General features: G+C 43.5%; 21 protein-coding genes. 15 read left to right on the forward strand and 6 right to left on the reverse strand.

Features of this window, described 5'->3' with window-relative positions:
- Positions 1-90: 90 nt before the first annotated feature.
- Positions 91-3927 carry a phosphoribosylformylglycinamidine synthase gene (gene purL / locus KCV09_RS07345; protein WP_151815467.1) on the reverse strand — a complete coding sequence of 1279 codons (3837 nt, stop codon included), beginning with the start codon at positions 3925-3927 and terminating at the stop codon, positions 91-93.
- Positions 3928-4181: 254 nt separating this feature from the next.
- On the opposite strand from purL, the gene KCV09_RS07350 reads away from it, so the two are divergent.
- From KCV09_RS07350 to pal, 10 genes are all read left to right on the forward strand, one after another.
- Positions 4182-5516, forward strand: a complete 1335-nt coding sequence (locus KCV09_RS07350; protein ID WP_004939340.1) for a deoxyguanosinetriphosphate triphosphohydrolase — start codon at positions 4182-4184, stop codon at positions 5514-5516.
- Positions 5517-5626: 110 nt separating this feature from the next.
- Positions 5627-6232: a Holliday junction branch migration protein RuvA gene (ruvA, locus tag KCV09_RS07355; protein ID WP_025094982.1), complete on the forward strand. Its 606-nt coding sequence runs from the start codon at positions 5627-5629 to the stop codon at positions 6230-6232.
- A 7-nt stretch (positions 6233-6239) separates the two neighbouring features.
- Positions 6240-7244 carry a Holliday junction branch migration DNA helicase RuvB gene (ruvB, locus tag KCV09_RS07360; RefSeq protein ID WP_004939345.1) on the forward strand — a complete coding sequence of 335 codons (1005 nt, stop codon included), beginning with the start codon at positions 6240-6242 and terminating at the stop codon, positions 7242-7244.
- A gap of 76 nt (positions 7245-7320) precedes the next feature.
- Positions 7321-7953 (forward strand): hypothetical protein, encoded by a 633-nt coding sequence (locus KCV09_RS07365; protein ID WP_151815466.1) that lies wholly within the window; start codon positions 7321-7323, stop codon positions 7951-7953.
- A 288-nt stretch (positions 7954-8241) separates the two neighbouring features.
- Complete coding sequence (ybgC, locus tag KCV09_RS07370) at positions 8242-8649, forward strand: tol-pal system-associated acyl-CoA thioesterase (protein ID WP_004939350.1); 408 nt, start codon at positions 8242-8244, stop codon at positions 8647-8649.
- A 26-nt stretch (positions 8650-8675) separates the two neighbouring features.
- On the forward strand, positions 8676-9374 hold the full coding sequence (gene tolQ, locus KCV09_RS07375) for a protein TolQ (protein ID WP_004939353.1): 699 nt from the start codon (positions 8676-8678) through the stop codon (positions 9372-9374).
- Complete coding sequence (gene tolR, locus KCV09_RS07380) at positions 9374-9820, forward strand: protein TolR (RefSeq protein WP_004939356.1); 447 nt, start codon at positions 9374-9376, stop codon at positions 9818-9820. The genes tolQ and tolR overlap by 1 nt, the downstream gene beginning before the upstream one ends.
- Positions 9821-9823: 3 nt before the next feature.
- Positions 9824-11290 carry a cell envelope integrity protein TolA gene (gene tolA, locus KCV09_RS07385; RefSeq protein WP_212515729.1) on the forward strand — a complete coding sequence of 489 codons (1467 nt, stop codon included), beginning with the start codon at positions 9824-9826 and terminating at the stop codon, positions 11288-11290.
- A gap of 93 nt (positions 11291-11383) precedes the next feature.
- Entirely contained in the window at positions 11384-12667 is a 1284-nt protein-coding gene (gene tolB, locus KCV09_RS07390; protein WP_004939365.1) for a Tol-Pal system beta propeller repeat protein TolB, read from the forward strand.
- Between the two features lie 30 nt (positions 12668-12697).
- The gene (gene pal / locus KCV09_RS07395; protein WP_004939367.1) at positions 12698-13267 is read left to right on the forward strand and encodes a peptidoglycan-associated lipoprotein Pal; all 570 of its coding nucleotides are present in this window, start codon (positions 12698-12700) and stop codon (positions 13265-13267) included.
- A gap of 57 nt (positions 13268-13324) precedes the next feature.
- Here pal and KCV09_RS07400 read toward each other — a convergent pair whose 3' ends face one another.
- Entirely contained in the window at positions 13325-13516 is a 192-nt protein-coding gene (locus KCV09_RS07400; protein ID WP_004939372.1) for an NF038105 family protein, read from the reverse strand.
- A 178-nt stretch (positions 13517-13694) separates the two neighbouring features.
- Here KCV09_RS07400 and KCV09_RS07405 point away from each other — a divergent pair, with 178 nt between their 5' ends.
- The 5 genes from KCV09_RS07405 to KCV09_RS07425 all read left to right on the forward strand — a co-directional run bounded on the left by KCV09_RS07405 (position 13695) and on the right by KCV09_RS07425 (position 16974).
- Positions 13695-14669, forward strand: a complete 975-nt coding sequence (locus KCV09_RS07405; protein ID WP_151815051.1) for a class 1 fructose-bisphosphatase — start codon at positions 13695-13697, stop codon at positions 14667-14669.
- Positions 14670-14718: 49 nt separating this feature from the next.
- Positions 14719-15495 carry a TrmH family RNA methyltransferase gene (locus KCV09_RS07410; protein ID WP_151815052.1) on the forward strand — a complete coding sequence of 259 codons (777 nt, stop codon included), beginning with the start codon at positions 14719-14721 and terminating at the stop codon, positions 15493-15495.
- Between the two features lie 163 nt (positions 15496-15658).
- On the forward strand, positions 15659-16276 hold the full coding sequence (locus KCV09_RS07415; RefSeq protein ID WP_048765816.1) for an RNA polymerase sigma factor: 618 nt from the start codon (positions 15659-15661) through the stop codon (positions 16274-16276).
- Positions 16263-16583: a hypothetical protein gene (locus tag KCV09_RS07420; RefSeq protein WP_004939385.1), complete on the forward strand. Its 321-nt coding sequence runs from the start codon at positions 16263-16265 to the stop codon at positions 16581-16583. The genes KCV09_RS07415 and KCV09_RS07420 overlap by 14 nt, the downstream gene beginning before the upstream one ends.
- A complete protein-coding gene (locus KCV09_RS07425) occupies positions 16573-16974 on the forward strand; it encodes a DUF3106 domain-containing protein (protein ID WP_004939388.1) in 402 nt (133 codons plus the stop codon). The genes KCV09_RS07420 and KCV09_RS07425 overlap by 11 nt, the downstream gene beginning before the upstream one ends.
- Positions 16975-17031: 57 nt before the next feature.
- Here KCV09_RS07425 and KCV09_RS07430 read toward each other — a convergent pair whose 3' ends face one another.
- The 4 genes from KCV09_RS07430 to cxpE all read right to left on the reverse strand — a co-directional run bounded on the left by KCV09_RS07430 (position 17032) and on the right by cxpE (position 23305).
- Positions 17032-19440, reverse strand: coding sequence for a CSLREA domain-containing protein (locus KCV09_RS07430; protein ID WP_151815053.1), 2409 nt, complete (start codon positions 19438-19440; stop codon positions 17032-17034).
- Positions 19441-19454: 14 nt separating this feature from the next.
- Positions 19455-21272 carry a rhombotarget A gene (rbtA, locus tag KCV09_RS07435; RefSeq protein ID WP_212515730.1) on the reverse strand — a complete coding sequence of 606 codons (1818 nt, stop codon included), beginning with the start codon at positions 21270-21272 and terminating at the stop codon, positions 19455-19457.
- Between the two features lie 114 nt (positions 21273-21386).
- On the reverse strand, positions 21387-22094 hold the full coding sequence (gene hda / locus KCV09_RS07440) for a DnaA regulatory inactivator Hda (protein WP_004939397.1): 708 nt from the start codon (positions 22092-22094) through the stop codon (positions 21387-21389).
- A 20-nt stretch (positions 22095-22114) separates the two neighbouring features.
- On the reverse strand, positions 22115-23305 hold the full coding sequence (gene cxpE, locus KCV09_RS07445) for a chloramphenicol efflux transporter CxpE (RefSeq protein WP_004948710.1): 1191 nt from the start codon (positions 23303-23305) through the stop codon (positions 22115-22117).
- Positions 23306-23406: the final 101 nt, after the last annotated feature.

Consider the following 23406-nt stretch of genomic DNA (forward strand, 5'->3'; position numbering starts at 1 on the left):
AAATCTAAAGCAAAAGCCATACCACAGCACAAAATATAAACACCATAAAAAAAACGCCACACAAGGTGGCGTTTTTTTTATGCGGCTGAATTAGCCAATAAATTTACGTGCGTTACGGAACATACGTAACCATGCACCATCTTCAGTCCAGTTTTCTGGTGACCAAGAGTGTTGAATGGCACGGAAGTTACGCTCTGGATGCGGCATCATAATGGTTGCACGGCCATCTTTAGAGGTCACACCTGTAACAGCTTCTGGTGAGCCATTCGGATTCAGCGGATAATGCTGAGTTGGGTTACCCAAGCTGTCGACATAACGTAAAGTGACTTGCTGATTGGCATTTAAGCTCGCCAAATGAGCATCGGTTGTCACTACACGACCTTCACCGTGAGCGACTGCAATTGGCAAGATCGAACCTTGCATATCTTGCAACAATACCGACACCGATTTTTCAACACGCACGTTTACGCTACGCGCCTCAAACACTTCCGAAACGTTACGATGGAAACGTGGCCATGCATCAGCACCCGGAATAAGCGGTGCAAGCTGTGACAGCATTTGACATCCGTTACAAATCCCCAGACTAAAGGTATTGTCACGATGGAAGAAGCTCTCAAACTGATCGCGTAATTTCGGATTAAACAGCACCGATTTGGCCCAGCCACCACCTGCACCCATGACATCACCGTAAGAGAAGCCACCACATGCCACCAAACCTTCAAAATCTTGAAGATCGACACGACCGGCGAGTAAGTCACTCATGTGAACATCAATGGTGTTGAATCCGACTTTATCAAAAGCTGCCGCCATTTCAACGTGCCCATTGACACCTTGCTCACGCAAAATCGCCATATTTGGACGACGTGTCGCAATGAAAGGCGCTTCAACTGGTTCGTTTAAATCAAAAGTAGCTTGTGCAATCAAACCTTTATGATCTTGATCTGAAATCAAGGCAAATTCTTGGTCGGCAGTTTCAACGTTGTCACGTAAACGCTGGATTTGATGAGACACTTCTGCCCATGCACGTTGTAATTCGGCACGTTCAAAAGTTAAACCGTTCACAGTTAATTGATCTGAACTGTTCACACGGCCAACTACCGAAATCGCATCTTTAAGGCTAGAAGCCGAAATTTCAGCTTGTACAGCGTCCCAATCTGCAGCTTTTAACTGAACCACTGCACCAATTTCTTCTGCAAACAGGCTTTCAACGCTTTGCTGTTCAAGTGCAACACCTAAACGTGATGCAAACATCATTTCGGCAACCGTAGCGAGCAAGCCACCATCACCGATATCGTGATAGGCCTGAATTAAACTGCGATTATTCCAGTCTTGTACCAACGCAAAAAATGCTTTTAAGTCATCAAAACTGTCAACATCTGGCGTGACCGTCCCTATTGCCTTGTATACTTGAGTGAGAATCGAAGCGCCGAGACGGAACTGGCCTTTCGATAAATCGATACGAACCAGAACAGATTCATCAATTTTTTTCAGCTCTGGTGTTAAGGTTTTACGCACATCACTCACAGGTGCAAATGCAGTAATCACACCCGACATTGGCGAAGTCACGGCTTTGTCTTCACCATTATCATTCCACGTGGTACGCATGGAAAGCGAGTCTTTACCGACCGGAATCGCAATACCCAGCGCAGGGCACATTTCCATACCAATGGCTTTTACACCTTCAAATAAAGCTTGATCTTCACCTTTTTGACCTGCAGCTGCCATCCAGTTTGCAGAAAGTTTGATGTCACCAATTTGTTCGATATTGGCCGATGCAATATTGGTAATCGCTTCAGCCACCGCTAGGCGTGCAGATGCCGCAGGGTTTAACAATGCCACTGGCGGGCGTTCACCCATTGCCATGGCTTCACCTGTGTACCCTTGAAGGCTGGTTGTGGTCACCGCAGCATCGGCAACAGGCACCTGCCATGGGCCAACCATTTGGTCACGTGCCACCATACCCGTAATCGAGCGGTCACCAATGGTGATCAAGAATGATTTAGATGCCACAGTTGGGTTTTTAAGTACACGGAAAATGGCATCTTTTAAATCGATCTGTGTCGTATCAAAAGCTGTACCTTCACGTTCAATGCTTTCATAAGAACGTTGCATACGAGGCGTACCACCTAGCATGACTTGCATCGGGATATCCACCGCATTGTTTTCAAACAATGGATCTTCAACCGTTAAATGACGCGCTTCAGTTGCTTCACCAAGCACAGCAAACGGACAACGCTCACGCGCACAGATTTCTTCAAACTGAGCCAAAGACTCTGGACGAATCGCAAGCACATAACGTTCTTGTGCTTCGTTTGACCAGATTTCCATTGGGCTCATGCCAGGCTCAAGCGATGGAATTTTACGTAAATTTAAAATCGCACCCAACTCATGGTCGTTTACCAGTTCAGGCATCGCATTTGAAAGACCGCCTGCACCAACGTCATGAACAGACACAATCGGGTTGAAATCTTCTAGGCGCCAGCAGGTATCAATCACTTCTTGGCAACGACGCTCCATCTCTGGGTTTTCACGTTGTACAGAAGCAAAATCAAGGCTCTCACCCATGGTACCGCTGTCTACAGAAGACGCTGCTCCACCACCCAAACCAATCAACATGGCTGGTCCGCCGAGTACAATCAGTAAATCACCTGGTTGAATTGCATCTTTTTCGACATGATCTGGACGAATGTTACCATAACCACCCGCAATCATGATTGGCTTATGGAAGCCTTTCACTTCGCCGTTGACATTTTGTTCAAAAGTACGGAAATAGCCATTTAATGCCGGACGGCCAAATTCATTGTTAAATGCTGCACCACCCAATGGACCTTCAATCATAATTTGAAGTGGAGATGCCATACGTGACGGTTTACCGTAGTTTTCTTCCCAAGGCTGTTCAAAGCCCGGAATATTGAGGTTTGAAACGGTAAAGCCGGTCAAGCCTGCTTTTGGTTTACCCCCACGGCCTGTTGCGCCTTCATCACGGATTTCACCGCCTGAACCCGTTGCAGCACCCGCAAATGGCGAGATTGCAGTTGGATGGTTATGGGTTTCAACTTTCATCAGGATGTGTGCAGCCTGACTCTTATATTTATAAATATAATGACCGGTGTCGTTGTCTTTTTTTGGATAAAAACGCTGAGTATCGTAGCCCACAATCACAGACGCATTATCTTTATAGGCAGATAACACTTCGTCTGGTGACTCTTTATAGGTGTTTTTAATCATCTGGAACAAGGATAACGGCTGTACTTCACCATCAATCGTCCATTCTGAACCAAAGATTTTATGACGGCAGTGCTCTGAGTTTGCCTGAGCAAACATCATCAGCTCGATATCGTTCGGGTTACGGCCCAATTGAGTAAAGGCATCGGTAAGGTAGTCAATTTCTTGCTCAGACAATGCAAAGCCAAATTCATTGTTGGCTTTAACCAGTGCCGCTTTACCCTCACCCAAAATATCAACCGAGTTGAGCGGTTTTGGCGAAGTTTCCAAAAACAATGCATTGGCACTGTCAATTTCTGCAAAAACTGTTTCAGTCATGCGGTCATGAAGTGCTTGTTTCACTTCATGGGTCATTTCGCTAATCCCTTTAAGGGTAAACAAAATACCACGCTCTAAACGATGAATCGGTGTATTACAGTTTTTGAAAATATCGGTGGCTTTAGACGACCACGGCGAAATGGTGCCGATACGTGGCGTCACCAAAACTTGGATTTCATCTGTTGCCGCCTGACGCAGCTCAAACGATGATCCATCATTTAATAGTTGTAATGCAGATTGATGCTGCTGCTCGTTGAGCGCTTGATCAAACAGATAAACCCATTGGCTGTCAAAAGATTGTACAGAACTAATTGACGATAAACGTGTTAATAGTTGAGCTTTCTTAAAAGAAGAATGTGCTGGTGCACCGGCCACGATAAACATGTTGATTTTGGCTCCACGGGCAAGTCTGATGAACTTTACCGCAATGTGACTTTAGAGAGAGCGCATATTCTACTGTGAAAAGCAAAAATCGGCTAGATGAACATTCCGTATTATCTAAATGAATTGCATCAAAATAATCACATTCACGAAAAGAAATTAAATTTCACTAAAAGCGCCAACTTCTGTCGCACTGATCTAGTGCTTTTTTCTTTTTTTTGGCATCATGAAATCAGAGATCTCAAGAAAAGTTATAAATGGAACAAATGCGCTGGTTAGAGCTGCTTTCAGCGGTTCGTTTAGGTAGTAAAAAAAGTAAAACTGAATTGGCCCGTAGCCCATATCATAAAGATTATGATCGCATCATCTTCTCGCCGAGTTTTCGACAACTAAACCGCAAAACTCAAGTCCACCCGCTCACCCAGCAAGATGGCATTCACACACGGCTCACACATTCACTTGAAGTGTCTTGTGTTGGGCGTACATTAGGAATGTTAGCTGCTGAAAAAATCAAGAATGAACTTCCCGCATGGATTTCTCCATCAGACATCGGTGCCATTATTCAGGCCGCGTGTCTTGCACATGACATTGGCAATCCACCTTTTGGTCATGCAGGTGAATATGCCATTCGTGACTGGTTCGATGAAGCTGAAAACCAGCGCTATCTTGAAGGCCTTACCCCCGAACAACATGCCGATGTATGTCAGTTTGAAGGCAATGCCCAAGGCTTACGTATTTTAACGCGTCTGGATTATCACCCCAATGACGGTGGGATGCGACTCACTTTTGCTACACTGGGTGCTTATTTAAAATATCCTTGGTTGTCTCATCCGGTTGACCATATCGACTCAACGCATCTGCGCTCCAAGTTTGGCTGCTATCAGTCTGAAAAAGAAGTACTGGTGCAAATTGCAGAACAACTCGGGCTCATCCAGTTAGGCGAATATCATTATTGTCGCCATCCTTTAACCTATTTACTCGAAGCGGCCGATGATATTTGTTATGCCCTGATTGATCTTGAAGATGGCATCAGCATGAATATGCTCGAATATGATGAAGTTGAGCCTTATTTTCTGAATTTGATTGGTGACTATGGCACCCCACACGAACTGACCCTCCCACACGCCACATGGCATCAGAAAGTCGCGGCCTTACGTGGACGGGTGATGAAACGTTTAGTTGCAGAAGTAACCAACGCCTTTGCACGTCATCATGATGAAATACTGGCGGGTAAGCTCAATGGCGGTTTATTGCAATATTGCCCAAGTGATATTCATATTGGTATTCAAAATGCAAAAAACCTGACTCGAGATAAAATTTTTGATCATCCACACAAAGCGGATCTTGAATTACTGGCACACTCGAGTTTGCAGCATTTACTCGATGCTTTTATTCCGCTTGCCCAACCAAAACAGCGGCTACGCTTTAAAGATCAGCGTTTAATGGTAATTTTGCAAAATCTTGGCATGATCATGAGTGATGATCTCTATCAAAACATCATGCAGATTTTAGATATTATCAGTCGTTTTTCCGACCATCAGGCTTATGCCATTTCGCAAGAGCTCAAAGGCAATAAAGTCAGCATGTTTTAAATTTTAGTCGCCAGATCAAATCAGTTGCTTGTACAACAGCCGGTTATTTGCTGTGGAGTATCAAGATTTTTGTTATTGTATTTTTTGAATTTGAAGAGTGATTGAATCGCATGATTGGTTGTTTAATTGGTGAAGTTTTTGCGCTTGAGGCGCCGACCGTATTGCTGAATGTCAATGGTGTCGGTTATGAAATCGACACGCCGCTATCAACATTTTGTCAGTTGCAAAAAGGACAACGCGTCACATTATGGACGCATCTGGTGGTTCGAGAAGATGCACAGCAACTGTTTGGTTTTATCGATGCACAAGAAAAGTTGGTTTTTAGAACCCTACTCAAAGTGAACGGTGTTGGTCCCAAAATGGCATTGGGCATTTTATCTACCCTCAGCATTGATTTACTGATCCATACCATTGAGCATGATGACATCAATACTCTTATTAAAGTTCCTGGGGTAGGTAAAAAAACAGCCGAACGTTTAATGATAGAGTTACGTGATCGCTTCAAAGCCTTATCTACTCCGAGTGGCACAGGCTCCGCTATGGCGCCAGCACAGATCCAGTTTAGCGCTAACTCCCCCGTGGCAGAAGCAGAAGCCGCCTTACAGTCATTGGGCTATAAACCAGCAGAAGCACAAAAAGCAGTGGCAGCAGCAAAAGCCAACCACACCGAAGCAGCCGATATTATTCGTGCTGCATTAAAATCGATGATGAAGTGAGCCGTCAATGAGTGATCGTTTAATCAGTGGCAGTGAAAAACCAGAAGATCATTTTGATCGCGCCATTCGTCCTACCTCGCTCGCTGACTATATTGGTCAGCCCGTGGTTCGTGAGCAAATGGAAATCTTTATTGGTGCGGCACGTGGCCGAGGTGAAGCACTGGATCATACGCTTATTTTTGGTCCTCCTGGCTTAGGAAAAACCACACTGGCCAACATTATTGCCAGAGAAATGGGTGGAAACCTCAAGTCAACTTCAGGCCCGGTGCTTGAGCGTGCCGGTGACCTTGCCGCCATGCTGACCAACCTTGAAGAAGGTGATGTGCTGTTTATCGATGAGATTCATCGTTTATCGCCGGTCATCGAAGAAATTCTGTATCCAGCAATGGAAGATTATCAACTGGATATCATGATTGGTGAAGGGCCTGCTGCGCGTTCGATCAAGCTTGATCTTCCACCGTTTACCCTAGTGGCCGCCACAACACGAGCAGGTCTACTCACCTCGCCGCTGCGTGATCGATTCGGTATTGTCCAGCGTCTTGAATTTTACTCGGTCGAGGATCTGACCCATATCGTGACGCGCTCTGCAAATCTGATGGATGTTCCGATCACACATTCGGGTGCGGCCGAAATCGCACGTCGTGCACGAGGTACGCCGCGTATCGCCAATCGTTTGCTCCGACGAGTACGTGATTATGCGCAGGTAAAAGGGACTGGTGAAATTACACAAGAAATGGCGCAACGTGCACTTGATATGCTGAATGTAGACAAAGACGGGCTAGACACACTCGATCGACGTTACTTAAGCATGCTGCTTGAACGTTTTGATGGCGGACCGGCAGGTGTGGAAGCATTGGCTGCCGCTATGGCAGAAGATAGCGGAACGCTTGAAGATGTGATTGAGCCGTATCTTATTCAACAAGGTTATGTGATGCGTACCGCTCGTGGCCGAATTGCCACCAACATGGCGTATTTACAATTTGGCTTAACCCCGCCAGAGCCTAAAAGCTAACTTATATATGCCAGAACCAGAATCATGCCTATGATTCTGGTTAACCCATTATTTTTAAATTTTAAGAAACAACAAAATGCTAGAACAAAAAATAATCCGCGACATCAAAGATACTTATGATGAATTACTTCACGATGTAATGCCAATTGAACATCTTCCAACAAATGTAACCATTGAAACATTGAGTACATCGCAACAAGATTATCTTTTGAGATTGATCCGTGACAAAGAGGTATTGCTTATTTGCATCTCGTTGAAAATAAACCATCAGATTATCGACATTGATGAGCTAAATCCCGAAGATCTACAAATTAAGACATTAAAAAAATACATGTTGCATTCTATTGAGTTTAAACAAGCGACTGCACTGTTATGGATTGGAATGTTTTTTGATGAAGATGTAAAGAAATTAGCAAATGATGTGTACATACCACCAAAAATAAACCAAAAATCTAATACTCTCATCTTGGCTACGCTGATCATCCTTATTTCAATCTTTCTCTGGTGGTTTTATGCAGTGGAATTCTCAAGTCTATTTGGAACAATTTTGTTTTTAGTCATCTTCTTAAGCCTCGCATATATTTGGGATACTTTCAAAGAAACCTTACCGAAAAATCAAAAGAAACATTTAGCTGAACATCAATTTTATGTTGCAAGTTATCTTTCTGAACATCTAACTGAACATGCAGTTAAAAAATTAATGCTTTGACCTTGCTTAGATTCAATAACTAAGAGCACAAACTTTTCTGGCTTTAAAATATTATGTTGAGTGTTATTAATATATTCGTCATTCTTATTGAAACAATTCCTTAGGTTTGAAGATCACGCTGATTAAGTTTTACAGATTGAAAACTTGTGCCATTGGACGCTTCAGATAAGCTGATAAACTTCAATGCGGTAGAACCTTGGCGCATGAGCAAATTTCTCTACTTTTCCCACAGATTTTGAACAGCGCCAACTCAAAACACAATATTGAATCAAAAGACGGAACACTCTCATGGCGAATAAATTCGAATTCCAAATTCGTGTATATATTGAAGATACTGATGCCGGCGGTATCGTCTATCATGCTAACCATATTCGCTATCTTGAAAGAACTCGTACAGAATGGCTTCGTGCCTCTGGCATCGATCACTACTGGCACCAAAAAGACTATAACTTTGTTGTGCACAAAATTGCACTGAAGTACATTCGCCCAATCATGATGGACGATATGATCACTGTTACAGCAAGTGTAGTTTCATGTAAAGCTTCGTCATTTGTATTGCAACAAAATATATATCGTGGTGAAATCATGCTAGCTTCTGGTGAAGTGGAACTGGCGTGTTTAAATGCTGAATTGCGCCCTCGTCGTTTACCAGATGAAATTCGTGGTCTTATTCTTCAAGAATTGGAACAAGCTTAAAAAAACAAACTTTGGCATACGTAACTATGGCAACACCAGCTCAATCTTCATTGCATATTTCTGATCTTATTTTACAAGCAAGTCCTGTGGTACAGGCCGTAATGTTGATCTTACTTTTCGCATCGATTTATAGTTGGTATCTGATTGCCAAGTTACATATGAGCTATAAAAAATCTGCACAACAGGATGAACATTTTCAAAAAATGTTCTGGTCGGGTGCAGAGCTGAATACGCTTTACAACAATGCACAGCTCAACTCAAAACGCACAGGTCTTGAAGATATCTTTTATCATGGACTGGGTGAGTTTTTTAAACTAAAAAAGCGCCATGCTCCCGCCTCTCAAAGTATTGAAGGAACTGAGCGAATTTTACGTGTCGGTTTAAGTCGGGATCAAGGCCGCCTCGAACAAGGACTTGGTGCCTTGGCCAGTATTGGTTCTGTTGCACCTTATATTGGTCTGTTTGGTACCGTATGGGGCATTATGAATGCCTTTATCGGTTTGTCAGCAGTTGATCAAGTCACCCTGGCCACTGTTGCACCAGGCATCGCAGAAGCACTTATTGCCACAGCAATCGGTTTGTTCGCTGCAATTCCAGCGGTACTCGCCTTTAACCATTATACGGCTAAGGGTGAAGCGCTTTATTCTGACCGCGCACTTTTTGCAGAAGAAATGGTCGCATTGCTGCAACGTCAATCTGTAGGTTCCACTCAGGAAGACGTATAATGGCCATTCAGCGTTCCGGGCGCTTTGAGCGCATTAAAAAGCCGTTAAAAAGTGACATGAATGTCGTACCCTATATTGATGTCATGCTGGTGCTCTTGGTTATTTTTATGGTGACTGCTCCAATGATCACCAGTGGTATTAAAGTAGATCTACCACAAGCCAATAACACACCAATTGAATCTAAAGAACCCGCAATCGTAACCCTTGGACAAGATGGCCAGATTTTTCTGCAATATAAAGATCACAAAGAAGAACCTGTTTCACTCGATCAGCTCAAAAATATATTAGGAGAGGCTCAAGCTCAGGCTGATCAAAGCAATCAGAAGCTGACTGTATTGGTCAATGGTGAAAAATCTAGACCTTATGGCGATGTGGTTTCACTCATGTCTACTTTACAAGCAGCAGGTTTAACACAAGTTGGTCTGCTTACAGAACCATTAAAGTAACCCATGAAAAATTTTCAAAAGCCCGCTTTTAAAGAACGATCAATTGCACTAGGATTTACACTTGGTGTGCATACGCTGGCAATTGTTGGCTTACTTTATTTGGGCTTAAGTAAACCACCTGAACCGCCTAAAAAAATCACCACTGTACTGGTGAACCCTGCCGATTTGGCTTTACCTGTTCAAGAAGCAGATACGACGAGTACGCAAGTCGCACAGAACATACAGTCAACACAAACACCCAATAAAGAAGCTCCCATTATTCCTGCAAGTCCTCCAGAGCAATCTCAATCTGAGGCAAATGCCGCCGCACTCGCAGCAGCAGCGGCTGCCGCAAAAGCTCAAGAGCTGACACAAGCAAAAAAAGCAGCAGCTGAAGCAAAGCGTGAATCAGAAGATAAAGCTCGAGCTGAAGCTCAAGAAAGATTAAAAGCCAAGGCAGAGGCTGCTGAAAAGACTAAAGCCGATGCAGCCGAAAAGGTCAAAGCTGAAGCCGCTCAAAAAGCTAAAGCCGATGCCGCTGCAAAAGCCAAAGCGGATGCTACTGCAAAAGCCAAAGCCGACGCTGCTGCAAAAGCTAAAGCGGATGCTGCTGCAAAAGCCAAAGCGGATGCTACTGCAAAAGCCAAAGCCGACGCTGCTGCAAAAGCCAAAGCCGACGCTGCTGCAAAAGCCAAAGCCGACGCTGCTGCAAAAGCCAAAGCTGAAGCAGCAGAAAAAGCCAAAGCGGATGCTACTGCAAAAGCCAAAGCCGACGCTACTGCAAAAGCCAAAGCCGACGCTGCTGCAAAAGCTAAAGCCGACGCTGCTGCAAAAGCCAAAGCCGACGCTGCTGCAAAAGCCAAAGCGGATGCCGCTGCAAAAGCCAAAGCGGATGCTGCCGCAAAAGCCAAAGCGGATGCTGCCGCAAAAGCCAAAGCTGAAGCAACAGAAAAAGCCAAAGCGGATGCTACTGCAAAAGCCAAAGCTGAAGCAACAGAAAGGGCCAAAGCCGACGCTGCTGCAAAAGCTAAAGCGGATGCCGCTGCAAAAGCTAAAGCGGATGCCGCTGCAAAAGCCAAAGCCGACGCTGCTGCAAAAGCCAAAGCGGATGCTGCCGCAAAAGCCAAAGCGGACGCTGCTGCAAAAGCTGAAGCTGAAGCCCGTGAATCTGCAGCAGAAAAAGCACAGCAAGAAGCGGCACAGAAGAAAGCTGAAGCTAGACGCGTGGCTTCAAGTGCCAAAAAAGATTTCGAGCAGAAAATTTACCGCGCATGGAATATTCCTATGGGTGCAGCTGGTAAAAAAGCCACTGCACGTGTCACTTTAAGTGATAGCGGCTCTGTACTTTCGGTGGTGGTGAATTCCAGTGATGCAGATGTCAAAGCGAGTGTCGAAGCTGCGGTACGATCAGCCGCCCCTTATCCAATGCCGTCAGACCCAGATGCACGACGTGAAGCGCGTACGTTTACCTCGTCGTTTACAGCAAAATAATTTTTGATTGTGATTACATGCTTTAAATGGATTCAAAGCATGTAATCGTGCTAAAACAGCACAAGCCATTCAATTTGACCCTATATCACGATTATGGATATGACGCGTAAACATTTACTTTCTTTCGCACTCATTGCGGCTCTCGGGATGACCGTGACTTCAAACACGTTTGCCCAATTGCATCTTGAAATTGCAAAGGCGCCTGAAGAAGCGCCTAAAATCGCGATTGTGCCCTTTGCAAATGATCAATCCTTGTTTCCGATTGTGGAAAACGACTTGAATCGATCTGGTCGTTTTAGCAGTTCATCCAAAAATTTACCCGCTACAGCTTCGGTAGATCAGGTGCAGGCTTCAGCATGGCAATCTGCCGGCATTCCCTATGTCGTGGTAGGTAATGTTAAACCTGCAGCCAATAATGCACTTGAAGTACATTACCAACTTTACGATGTGCAAAAGCAGCAATATCTTTTAAATGAAGTCTTAACTGTTCCAGCTTCGCGCGTACGTCAGGCTGCGCATATGATCAGTGATGCGATTTATCAAGCCCTCACTGGTATACCGGGCGACTTTAGCGGGCGTATTGCCTACGTACTTCGTAATCCTGCTACTCCAAATCAGCGTTATACACTCCAGATCGCAGACACAGATGGCGAACAACCTAAAACCGTTTTATCGTCTCGTGATCCAATTCTATCACCGGCATGGACACCCGACGCTAAAAAGATTGCTTATGTATCTTTTGAAACCAAACGACCCGCTATTTATTTGCAAGATTTAGCAACGGGGCAACGCGAAGTTTTGGCAAGTTTTAAAGGCTTAAACGGCGCGCCAAGTTTTTCTCCAGACGGCAAATCGATGTTATTTACAGCGTCGATGAACGGCAATCCAGAAGTCTATCAAATGGATTTAACCACCCGCCAATTACAGCGCATGACCAACGATAACGCGATTGATACAGAAGCACGTTATGCACCAGATGGCAAATCCTTTATTTTTACCTCAGATCGCGGTGGCTCACCTCAAATTTATCGCTACAGTTTCGATGATTCATCGGTTAAGCGCTTGACCTTCCGTGGTGCCTTTAATGCACGTGGCACACTCAGTGCAGACGGTAAGAATATCGCATTGGTACATCGCCCTTCAGGTAGTAATTACAAAGTGGCCATCATGAATATTTCGACTGGTATCGTGAATATTCTGACCCCAACCAGCCTTGATGAATCACCAAGCTTTTCACCGAATGGCCAGATGGTGGTCTATGCTACCTATGAAGGAAGTCGTGGCTTATTGTCTATTATGTCGACAGATGGCCGCTTCCGAATGAATTTACCAAGTGAACAGGGTGAAGTGAGAGAACCTGCGTGGGCACCGAAATAACGCTTAGACATAATCTTACTGGAGATTAATATGAACGCTGTGAAATTATTTGTTTTACCTGTGCTGGCAACAGCGGTAATCATGACAGGATGTGCAAGCCGCAAACCTGCTGCACCTGTGACCACTGGAACGAATCCAACTGGCACGACCACTGTAAGCACAGAAGGTTTAAGTGAAGATGCTGCATTAAATGCAAAAAATCTGACTGGTGCGTCATCTAAAGGGGTCACTGCTGCAAATCGTGCCTTTCTGGCAAAACGCGTGGTCCATTTCGATTACGACAGCAGTGATTTATCCACTGAAGACTATCAAACACTTCAAGCACATGCTCAATTTCTAATGGCAAATGCAAACTCTCGTGTTGCATTGACAGGTCATACAGATGAACGCGGTACACGTGAATACAATATGGCCTTAGGTGAGCGTCGTGCAAAAGCAGTACAAAGCTACCTAATCACCAATGGCGTCAATCCACAGCAGCTTGAAGCAGTGAGTTATGGCAAAGAAATGCCAATTAATGCGGGTCATGATGAAGCAGCATGGAAAGAGAACCGTCGCGTTGAAATCAATTACGAAGCAGTTCCTCCTTTGTTGAAGTAATAGATAAAAAATATAAAAAGCGCCTTCATTGAAAGGCGCTTTTTATATGAATGTCTTTTACTGTGAAGTATGGTTTGAATCTGCTTCTTGGTGCTGAAACGACTCGATCAAATCGTGTTTATTAAACTCTTTATATTCAGGTTTTGCTTGATACCCTTCCCAAGCTGCAGCAATACTTTCTTTGGAGATCTCATCCAAACTCAAAGCTTCGCTCGGGGTGGGACTTGGCTCAAACTTCTTGGTCGTCATTTTTGCTGCTCCTACCCTCGGATTTCTCCTATGCCACTAAACATAACATGTTATGGCAAGCTTGCAAGCAAAAAATAACCAGAAATAAAGTAAGATAATTTTTCTTTTTGTCCAATCTCATCTAAACTATGCGCCAGTTGCAGATCACCACTATTCATCTTCTTCGGAGTTATTTTGTATGTCAAATCTCACCTTGGCTCAATACCTACAACAAAAAAATGGGAATTTGACACCTGAGTTGGCACAAGTGATTGAAACAATTACAAATGCTTGTAAAGAAATTGATCAAGCCATTCAAAAAGGAGCATTGGCCGATCTGCTTGGAAGCGCAGGTAACGAAAATGTTCAGGGTGAAACGCAGAAAAAACTCGATGTGTTATCAAATGATCTTTTGCTTGATGCCCTTCAAGCACACCCTCAGGTAGGTGGCCTTGCATCGGAAGAGCTGGACGATTTTACCCCAGGTCATCAAGATGGCAAATACTTGGTTTTGTTTGATCCTTTAGATGGATCAAGCAACATTGATATCAATATGTGCGTCGGCACTATTTTTTCGGTTTTACCTGCCAAACAAGCAGTGACACAAGCTGCTGACTTCATGCAGCCTGGTACAGCTCAGGTTGCTGCCGGTTATGTTATGTACGGGCCTTCAACTATGATGGCGCTTACCTTTGGTGCAGGCGTAGACTTCTTCACTTTCGATATCGAAAGCCGTGAGTTTATCTTGACGACTGCGTCGGTTAAAGTTAATGCGGATACTCAAGAATTCGCTATCAACGCTTCAAACCAACGTCACTGGGAAGCACCAGTTAAACGTTATATCGATGAGTTGCTTGCAGGAAAAACGTCGGTTCGCGGTAAAGATTTCAATATGCGCTGGATCGCATGTATGGTGGCAGATGTTCATCGTATTTTATGCCGTACTGGTATCTTTATGTATCCATACGATTTGAAAGATCCAAGCTCAGCTGGACGTTTACGTCTCATGTATGAAGCCAATCCAATGAGCTTTATTATTGAACAAGCAGGCGGTGCAGCAACCACGGGTCGCGTGCGTATCATGGAAATCGAGCCAAACGATCTTCATCAGCGCATTCCTGTCATTATCGGCTCAAAAAATGAAGTCGATCTTGTGACCGGTTATCATCAGTAATTTTATCAGACTGTGATGTCAGTTTTGGCATCACAGTGGACTTTAATATATGTCGATTATTTATCTTGAATCTAAAGATAACCCCAAAATTAAACATTTGCGCGGGCTGATCGAACAGCAAGCTTTTCGTAAAAAGAACCGTCAAACTGTACTTGAAGGCACACATTTATGTTTGTCTTGGTTACAGCAACAACGCAAAATTAACAGCATTTTTACCACTGAAGCCGCATTAAAACATCCAGATTTTGACGCCATCGCAGCGCAATATACTGGCCACGTGTTTATTTTAGCAGAAAGTTTGTATCGCGATTTAAGTACGCTTGGTACCTCACTGGCATGTTTGGCGATTATCGACTTACCTCAATCAAGTCAGGCCATCGATTTTTCTCAAGATACACTTATTTTGGAAAACATTCAGGATCCAGGCAATGTCGGAACGTTGCTTCGCTCTGCAGCGGCGGCCAATATTAAGCAAGTCATTTGCACCAAAGGTTCGGCATCTTTATGGTCGCCTCGCGTGTTACGAGCCGGGATGGGTGCACATTTTAGTCTGTTTACCTTTGAAAACATTGCGCTTGATGTTGTACTTGATCAGTTTAAAATTCCGGTCTATGTGACCAGCTCGCACGAGGCGACCAGCATCTATGATCAAGATTTAACCCAACCTTGTGTCTGGATATTAGGGAATGAAGGTCAGGGTGTGTCAGATTATGCACTTGCCCATGCGCAAAGTGTCACCATTCCGCAGCCGGGTGGTCAGGAATCCTTAAATGTGGCCATTGCAGGCTCTATCTGTTTTTTTGAAATGGTTCGCCAACGACTGTAGAAACGTTAATTTATATTAAAGTCTCTCTTTTATCGAATAAAATCATTTAGACTGTATGTAAATAACTGTTGATGTTGTCAACCTATTCTTCTTATTGAGCGTTATATAGAACATGTAACCAGATAGGAAGAATGGGGATCGAATGACAGGATTTTCCATCTCTATGGATTTAGCGCCCAAACAGTCTCGAACTGAACGCAGTACCCATGAAGGTACCGTCGAACAACGTCTTAAGTTTTTTATGCAAGATGTGAGCGGCCGTGCGCTTGTCATGATGGAAAGTGCCACTCAAGGTCAGCAAGGCATTGCCATGGATCTGGTACAAGAAGCGTTTATTTCGCTTCACAAGTCTTACGCAGACAAGAGTATCGATGAATGGTATCCTCTTTTTTACACCATACTGAATAATAAATTACAGGACTGGCGGCGTAAGGAAGCCCGAAGGTCTAATCCGTTCTCTTTTTTTAAAAAAGTCAGTTTAGATTCCGACGACGAAATAACTGATGTTGTTGATGAAACAACACCTAATCCTTTTGACTTTCTGGATCAAGCCGTAACCATTGAAGAGATTCAAGACGCCATCAGTAAACTACCTGTTCGACAACAACAGGCGTTTATGTTGCGTGCTTGGGAAGGGTTTGATACTCAAACCACTGCTCAGATCATGAATTGCACAGAGGGAAGCGTAAAAACGCATTACCATCGCGCTATTCAGGGTTTACGCGCTTCGTTAGCTCATTTAAATCCATCTTTGGGAGGTTCATCAGATGAATCAAGATGATTTCACAAAGCGTGTGACGTCTAAGCTTGATGGACTCGCACGTCATCATAAAAACAAAGCTGTTGTCATGACCCATGTTCTTGAAAAAATTAAAGAAGAACCAAAGTCATACTATAGCGTGTGGAAAATGTCAGGTTTTGCACTGGCCGCAGCAATCACAGGTTTTGTGATTTTGCCAAGCTCGTTTGATCTGACTGAAAAACCACAAAATCAAGTCATTGTGACACCAAAACTTTCACCGCAAATGGTGGAGGATTTTGAAATGCTAAGTGTACTTGGCGAAGATAAGGTGCCTCATGGTAGCTAAACGACTTGCCATTGCCCTATGTGCTTTAAGCTTTCTGCAAACTAGTTTTGCAGGATTCGAGCGTTTTTGGTTTTTTTCCAAAGATGCCAATACGCAAGTCAATGAAACCTGGGATGCACTTTCAGATGACGAACAACGTGCACTCATACAGCGCTACCAATCGCTGAAAGAGGCACCAAAAGATAAAAAAATTGATTTGCAGCAGCGTATGGACTGGTTCACTCAGCTTCCAGAGCAAGAAAAACAAAAAATGCGAGATACTTGGCAAAAAATGAGTACTCAAGAACGCAACGATTTAAGAAAACGTATGCAAAATGCCAGTATGGAAGAGCGTACTCAAATTCGTGAAGAATACATTCACAAGTATCTGACGACCGCCGACCCGCAATAATACAGCGATATAACAAAAAAGAGGTCGATTGACCTCTTTCTTACTTTTAGAAGTTGACTATTTGAAGCGTCTGTATAGCGCAAGCCCCATAAGACCAATTACGCCGAATACACCAAGACTGCCACCCCCACCGCGACTGTCATTGGTTGTTGTTGCGGTATTGACCAGTTTCACAGTCGCTTGTTCAGACTTTAGACCTTCAGCATCGTAAATCACATATTTGAAGGAATAATTAAATGGGCTGAAGTTGTTTTTTACCTGTATACGCAGATTACCGCCATAACAAAGATTAGCAATATCATCACCCGGACAGTTACCTGTTCGGTCTGCTGCAATGGTAATACCTGATGAGACATCAATTAAACTTACTGCAAGCTCTGCCCCGTCATCGTTGCGATAAAATTTTGGTTTATTTGGATTTGACGTTAAGGTTGAACTTGGCCCATCGCCATCATCACTGTCATTGCTCAGCAGATTAACGCTAATTTCTTGACTGCTGCCATATTGCAGACTGTACTCATCATCTTTTGCAATTGGTTTAATATTGACAAACTGTGCAAATAACAATCCAGATGACTGACTACTCGAATCCGTTTTTGACGTTAATGTATATTGGCAAATGTTGTATTCATCGGCTTGTGTAATGGTATCGTCTTTACGTGAAATAATGATCCGTTTTAAAGTCGGATTCCATTCACACTGTAAATTTGCATCGTCTCTTAATTTGATTACGCTTGCGGTACTGCTTGAGTTATTCAATGTACCAATTCCAAAACGTTGCACGCTTACATTATAATTTTCCAGATTTAATGGCTGGATTTCATGCGCGGCGTTTTCATTGGCAAAACTTTTTGCAAACGGATCGACGTAAATTGCACGGTACTTTAAATTGGCTTTTGTATTGGTCACCAAGTCACTGTATTTTTGAAATTCATCGCGATATAACGGTAAAAATTTCGGATCTGTGGCACTGTCTTCAATCAGTTTCTTATACGAATCCCTTAAAGTTTCATAACCTGAATTAGTATTTGTGAATAAATCGACCAATGATGTATTGGTTAGATTTTTTAAATCACTTGCGGTCAGTTTTAACAATTCAATCGAACCGATATCACAGCTATTGGCAGCAGCGGGATTCAGCAATAACGTCGCATCGGTAATCCGCTGAATACCACGTTGATCATTTTTGGCATTACAACTGGTCGAGCCGACATCAACCAAATCGCTTTGATTTTGATTATTTCTTGGAAAATATACAGGTAAGTAATTGGTATTTTTATCACCTGCACGTAAATCTTCGAACAGGCTTGAGAAGCTGGTGGTACTCACATCGTTGGTATTGTGCTGTGTAGCTAAAACCTCATTACCGACATCACACTGCCCTTCTTTTGCAGCAGACAAAACCAGCGCATTATAAGATAAATTTAAACCGGTCGAAGTTTCTGATTTGGCATCACCGTAGGCATAACGGCATGATTTTCCAGTATTTGCAAATAAAGCATTCAGGGTTAGTCTTTTGGTACCAGTCTTGTCGTATAAAAAGGTACTAAATGCTGTGTTTTTAACAATCGTGTTATTTTCAAGGGTTAAATTGGAGCTGGCATCAAGATTACTCGATTGCGAGTTTGATTGATCACTGCTGAATTTTATAATACTGCCAGAAGTCGGATTGGCAGTGTTGAGTGCAATCGTGTTAGCAGTTAAAGTTGCTGTGGGCGTTCCACAAAAGGTCAGTACACTGTCACTCGATGCACTGCCATTTTGTATAATGCTGTTATTGGTCAGCGTGAGAGTGCGTGGATTAAGCACACCGAAGTCACGGCATGCCATGCCCAGTACTGCATTGGTTGATGCTGTATTTCCCTGAATAAGGCTATTACTGATGGTCACGGCACTGGTGCCATTTTCAAGATAAATTGCGCCACCATTGGCTGCGCTCGAGTTGAGGATATTTACCCGATTGAGCGTGGTCGATCCGCCTAAATAAAGCGCTCCCCCACGATCCGAACTACGGCCCTGACGTAACTCGAGATCATTCAAAGTGAGTGCAGATTTCGCATTGGTGGTATTTAAAATACGTACATTATTTTGCCCTGAAATCACAGTTTTCACTGCGGTCAGTGCAGGATACTGCTGGGTGATGGCATCTTTTTGCGTATAATCGAGCGCCTCTTTTCCTTTAATAATCACCTGTGAAGTCGGTACCAGCTCGGAACTCAAATTATACGTTCCCGCTTCAAGCTGGATGGTATCGGTGCTAGATGCAACGGTATTTCCAGCCGAACATCCACCATAGGCTTTATTGGCTGCCGCGGCTTTAAGCGCCATGCGGAGTGAACATTTGGCACTTGAGTCACTGTCGATATCTTCAAAGGTATTCACGTATATGGTTTTATCTTCTGCTGCCATGAGTGACATGGCTGATAAAATCATTAATGTCAGTATTCCTTTTTTATAATTCTGCATGATTCATCCTTTTCTTACTGCTGACGTTTCCGACGCCACATCATCAATCCACCCAATACAATCAAGCTTCCCCAGCCGAAACTCCCACCACCACCTGTACTGACTTTTTTATCTTCAAAGGTGTTGGGCGGGTTTTGTACAATACGCACAGGAATATCGATATACTTGCTGTTGGTCGACGAACTAAAACGGCTAAATGTGGTTACAACACGGATTTTAAATTCATCTGTTCCGTGCCAGTTGCCATTGGGTGCGTAGACCACATTTCCATCCTGATCGAGCGTTAACGCTCCCTTAGATGGCGTATTGGTTTGTATAACGTCCAAACAACCGACTTGCCATGCTTTACCGTCTGTACGTTTTCCTAAAATAGCCTCGCACGCACTCGCCGGAACTAATTCCCCATCTGTGAGTTGTTCTGCAATCGAAAATTTTGCCTGTTCACCATATAAAATATCACTTCCCACAGTAGCGATTGATGAGGTGTCGATGACGAGTTCAATGGCACCCAAGTCACATGATTGATTACTACTACGAGATTTACCACGCTGATCGACTGATTCACATGCACCCGTGCCACTAATACGACCACGATTCACAATCAAAGAGTCATCTAAACTGTTGTAGCTAAGCAATAGGCGCGGTCTAAAAAAACCTAAAAAGGTCATACTCGGTGTAGCAAACGGACACAGTAATCCTTCAGCCGGTGCGAGTGTACATTTTCCTTCTACACTCGAGCCTGCAAATAGTTTTACAGCACCGAGATTAATATTGGGTGCATTACTTGAACCCGATCCACAGTCAGAATTCACTAGATTATTTTGAATCAAGCTTTTGTCAGAGCTTGTAAAGGTACAGTTCTTGGCAGTTTGTAATACTTCGTTTTGAACAATCCCGTTTTCAACCACAATACTATTGGCTAAATAGGCATTACCAAGCGGCGCATCGAAATAGATACCCAAAGAGTTGCGTACCACTGTGTTGTTATTCAAACTCTGGCCATCACGTAAATTGATGAGATAGCCCGTGTTTTTAAGGATTGTCGAATTTTTTACACCATACAACCCCGAACTAAAAAAACCCGCTGTAAGATCATCGCTAAACTTTGCTGCGCTAAAAAATAATGTCGGTGTCGTTGTAGTCGTTGCAGTGTTGTCTCGCACAACCGATTGAGTCATCACAAATTGGGGAAGATCACTGTAAATTACGGCGCCTTGGCTGGCGGTATTATTTTGCATCAAACTATTGATAATGGTGACTGATCCACTGGATTTATCTGTAGTTGATGCTTGTGCGTTATAAATTGCACCACCCAAATTCGCATATCCGTTTTTAAGCGTCACATAACTTAAAACGAGTGTCTCTTGGTTGTATATCAAACCACCCTGAGCAATGCCGCAATCTTTGGCACAGCCATCCAGATTCACTTCTGTGAGCTGAACATTATATTGCTCATTCTGGGTACTATCATCACGGATTCGAAAAATTTGATCAGCCCCTGTCATTTTGATGGTGGCATTATTCAAACCTAGCTGATTGGTAATAGTCGTGTCGTAAGTGGTTTTAATTTGCAATGCTTTTTTAATTTCAATTTTGCTTTTTAATTCATAGTTTTTACTTTTTTCAAGCAAAATCAACGGGTTGCTGTCTTTGCCCCCGCATCCATTGTAGCCTGATTCAGGCGACCCTCTATTAATGTACTCCACAGCTTCACGTAGCGAGCACAATTGGTCATCTTTTACTTCATCCGCTGTGGTGTTTACTATAATACTGTCACAGTACGCATGCCCCGCAATACACAACAAGCCAATGCCTAAGCCCTGCTTGAGCATATTATTCTCCTTAACATTCCATTTTTCATTATTTTTTTAAAGTTGCTCTATCCCAACAACTTTGAATTCTTTGCCTACTTTGTCACAGCTAGAGTAATTACTCAAGATCTAATTTTAATGTCGATATTCATCTATCAATGCGTAAATCTGACGCAAGGTCGCATTGGATAATTTTGTCTTTTCGCCTTTTAATAATTTTTCAAGCTGGGCAATGGTTTGCAAGAGTAATGACGCTTGATGAGGCCCGTGCAAAAGCAAATAGTCTAAAATTTGCGGATCAAATTGCAAACCACGACGCGTCATGGTCGATACTATGAGTGCCTGCCGATCGGCATACAAACTACCATTGGGTAATTTTACACTGACTGCCTGCGTAAGACGCGATTGTAAATCCGGTAATTCCAGACGTAGTTCAATGGGGGCAACACGTGAAGAAAACACCAATTGTCCGCCCACTTCATTATTGTAATTAATTAAGTGAAACACAGCTTTTTGCCAATGCGGAACACCACTGATCGATTCGATATCATCTAATGCCACAAGATCGTATCGTTCAAGCGAGGTGATGGCTTCAATAGGCGCATCTAAAAGCTCTAACAAAGAGACTTTAATGGCCGACTTTCCAATTTCGAGGTAGGAATCACAGATAGCCGAGAGTAAATGGCTTTTACCGGAACCCGCCCCTCCGTAAATATAAAAGCGGTTCATTAATCCGGCATGTAACTGGCGTACGGCGTCAACCACATGCCCCCATCCCGGCCCGGAAAAATCGCTAATACGGGCATCGAGCTGAGGTTCTATATCCAACTGTAGTTGACGCATAAATCCAATAGACCTTCGTGTTACTTCCGATCAACATCAATCGATGTATCAGTATCTTGCGGCTTTTTGACCTCAATATCAAGATCAACCGATTCAGTTTCTACACTGATACGCTCGCTGTCTCCAGTAGAAACGACCACTGCTGATCCACCATATAAAGCAGTATGTTCATAGGCTTCGCGAATGTGCCTGAGCAGAACCACAATGACTGCTGCCACAGGCAAAGCAATCAACATGCCTAGAAAACCAGCTAACTGTGCACCAGCCAATACGGCAAACACCACTGCAACAGGTGATAGGCCAATTTTATCGCCTAACAAGAACGGCTGAAGAATATAACCTTCGACAGCTTGCCCAATCATAAAGACCACCCCCACAAGCGCCAGTTGCATCCAGTCGACGCCAAACTGAAAGAGGGTCGCAATCACGGCCGCAATAATTCCGACTGCAAAACCTAAATACGGAATGATACTCGCCAGTCCGGCCACCATTCCGATAATCAGACCGACCTCTAAACCGATAAGTTGTAAGCCAACAGCATAGACAATCCCCAAAAGTAGCATGACCAAAAACTGACCTTTGACAAAAGCACCTAAAACACTGTGACACTCACGCACAATTTTTAACGTGCTGTGTTCATATGGACGAGGAATTAATCGACGCAAACTATTCAGCATTCGTTCCCAATCGAGCAAGAAATAAAACGAAATGATCGGGATCAGTACAATGGTGCCGCCCACCTGAATAAAGCTCAAACCAGATTGTGCCAAACGTAGCGCCATGCTTTGAATACTGTCTGCGCTGTAGTTGGTCTGAATGTACTCCATAACCACAGTCGAAATCTGATCGGTATCAATTTCCATCCGCTCAACATTAAAGTTGTGCGAAAGCCACGGTAAGAAGGTGGCATTAATCCAATGAATCCCCGAAGGAATACTGTCTCGTGCATAAATGAGCTGACGCCAAACTAACGGCACCACATACCACATCGCCCAAGTAAGTAATACTCCAATGCCGACAAACACAATACTAATCGAAAGCCAGCGAGGCAGATGCAGCTTGCAAAGTTTATCAACCAATGGACTAAACAAATAAGCGATTAAAAAAGCGCCAATAAAAGGCAATACGACAGGTTTAAGTAAGTACAGGATCCACAATAAAAGTGCTATACCTGCCAAGATGAACACGCGTCTAAGCATACGATCTTGCATAAATTCTAGCCTTTTTTTAATGTATTCGTTATAGATGCAAAAATAATTCAGTAAAGATAGCATTTTCGATCATAAATACCATAAGAGTTTCGTATATTCAG

Origin of the sequence: Acinetobacter soli, from assembly GCF_018139125.1 — a bacterium.
Classification (GTDB): Bacteria; Pseudomonadota; Gammaproteobacteria; order Pseudomonadales; family Moraxellaceae; genus Acinetobacter; species Acinetobacter soli.

Bases quoted from the DNA above. Each gene is read 5' to 3' on its own strand.
- purL (WP_151815467.1), bottom strand. From the start codon at position 3,927: ATGTTTATCGTGGCCGGTGCACCAGCACATTCTTCTTTTAAGAAAGCT.
- KCV09_RS07350 (WP_004939340.1), top strand. From the start codon at position 4,182: ATGGAACAAATGCGCTGGTTAGAGCTGCTTTCAGCGGTTCGTTTAGGT.
- ruvA (WP_025094982.1), top strand. From the start codon at position 5,627: ATGATTGGTTGTTTAATTGGTGAAGTTTTTGCGCTTGAGGCGCCGACC.
- ruvB (WP_004939345.1), top strand. From the start codon at position 6,240: ATGAGTGATCGTTTAATCAGTGGCAGTGAAAAACCAGAAGATCATTTT.
- KCV09_RS07365 (WP_151815466.1), top strand. From the start codon at position 7,321: ATGCTAGAACAAAAAATAATCCGCGACATCAAAGATACTTATGATGAA.
- ybgC (WP_004939350.1), top strand. From the start codon at position 8,242: ATGGCGAATAAATTCGAATTCCAAATTCGTGTATATATTGAAGATACT.
- tolQ (WP_004939353.1), top strand. From the start codon at position 8,676: ATGGCAACACCAGCTCAATCTTCATTGCATATTTCTGATCTTATTTTA.
- tolR (WP_004939356.1), top strand. From the start codon at position 9,374: ATGGCCATTCAGCGTTCCGGGCGCTTTGAGCGCATTAAAAAGCCGTTA.
- tolA (WP_212515729.1), top strand. From the start codon at position 9,824: ATGAAAAATTTTCAAAAGCCCGCTTTTAAAGAACGATCAATTGCACTA.
- tolB (WP_004939365.1), top strand. From the start codon at position 11,384: ATGGATATGACGCGTAAACATTTACTTTCTTTCGCACTCATTGCGGCT.
- pal (WP_004939367.1), top strand. From the start codon at position 12,698: ATGAACGCTGTGAAATTATTTGTTTTACCTGTGCTGGCAACAGCGGTA.
- KCV09_RS07400 (WP_004939372.1), bottom strand. From the start codon at position 13,516: ATGACGACCAAGAAGTTTGAGCCAAGTCCCACCCCGAGCGAAGCTTTG.
- KCV09_RS07405 (WP_151815051.1), top strand. From the start codon at position 13,695: ATGTCAAATCTCACCTTGGCTCAATACCTACAACAAAAAAATGGGAAT.
- KCV09_RS07410 (WP_151815052.1), top strand. From the start codon at position 14,719: ATGTCGATTATTTATCTTGAATCTAAAGATAACCCCAAAATTAAACAT.
- KCV09_RS07415 (WP_048765816.1), top strand. From the start codon at position 15,659: ATGGATTTAGCGCCCAAACAGTCTCGAACTGAACGCAGTACCCATGAA.
- KCV09_RS07420 (WP_004939385.1), top strand. From the start codon at position 16,263: ATGAATCAAGATGATTTCACAAAGCGTGTGACGTCTAAGCTTGATGGA.
- KCV09_RS07425 (WP_004939388.1), top strand. From the start codon at position 16,573: ATGGTAGCTAAACGACTTGCCATTGCCCTATGTGCTTTAAGCTTTCTG.
- KCV09_RS07430 (WP_151815053.1), bottom strand. From the start codon at position 19,440: ATGCAGAATTATAAAAAAGGAATACTGACATTAATGATTTTATCAGCC.
- rbtA (WP_212515730.1), bottom strand. From the start codon at position 21,272: ATGCTCAAGCAGGGCTTAGGCATTGGCTTGTTGTGTATTGCGGGGCAT.
- hda (WP_004939397.1), bottom strand. From the start codon at position 22,094: ATGCGTCAACTACAGTTGGATATAGAACCTCAGCTCGATGCCCGTATT.
- cxpE (WP_004948710.1), bottom strand. From the start codon at position 23,305: ATGCAAGATCGTATGCTTAGACGCGTGTTCATCTTGGCAGGTATAGCA.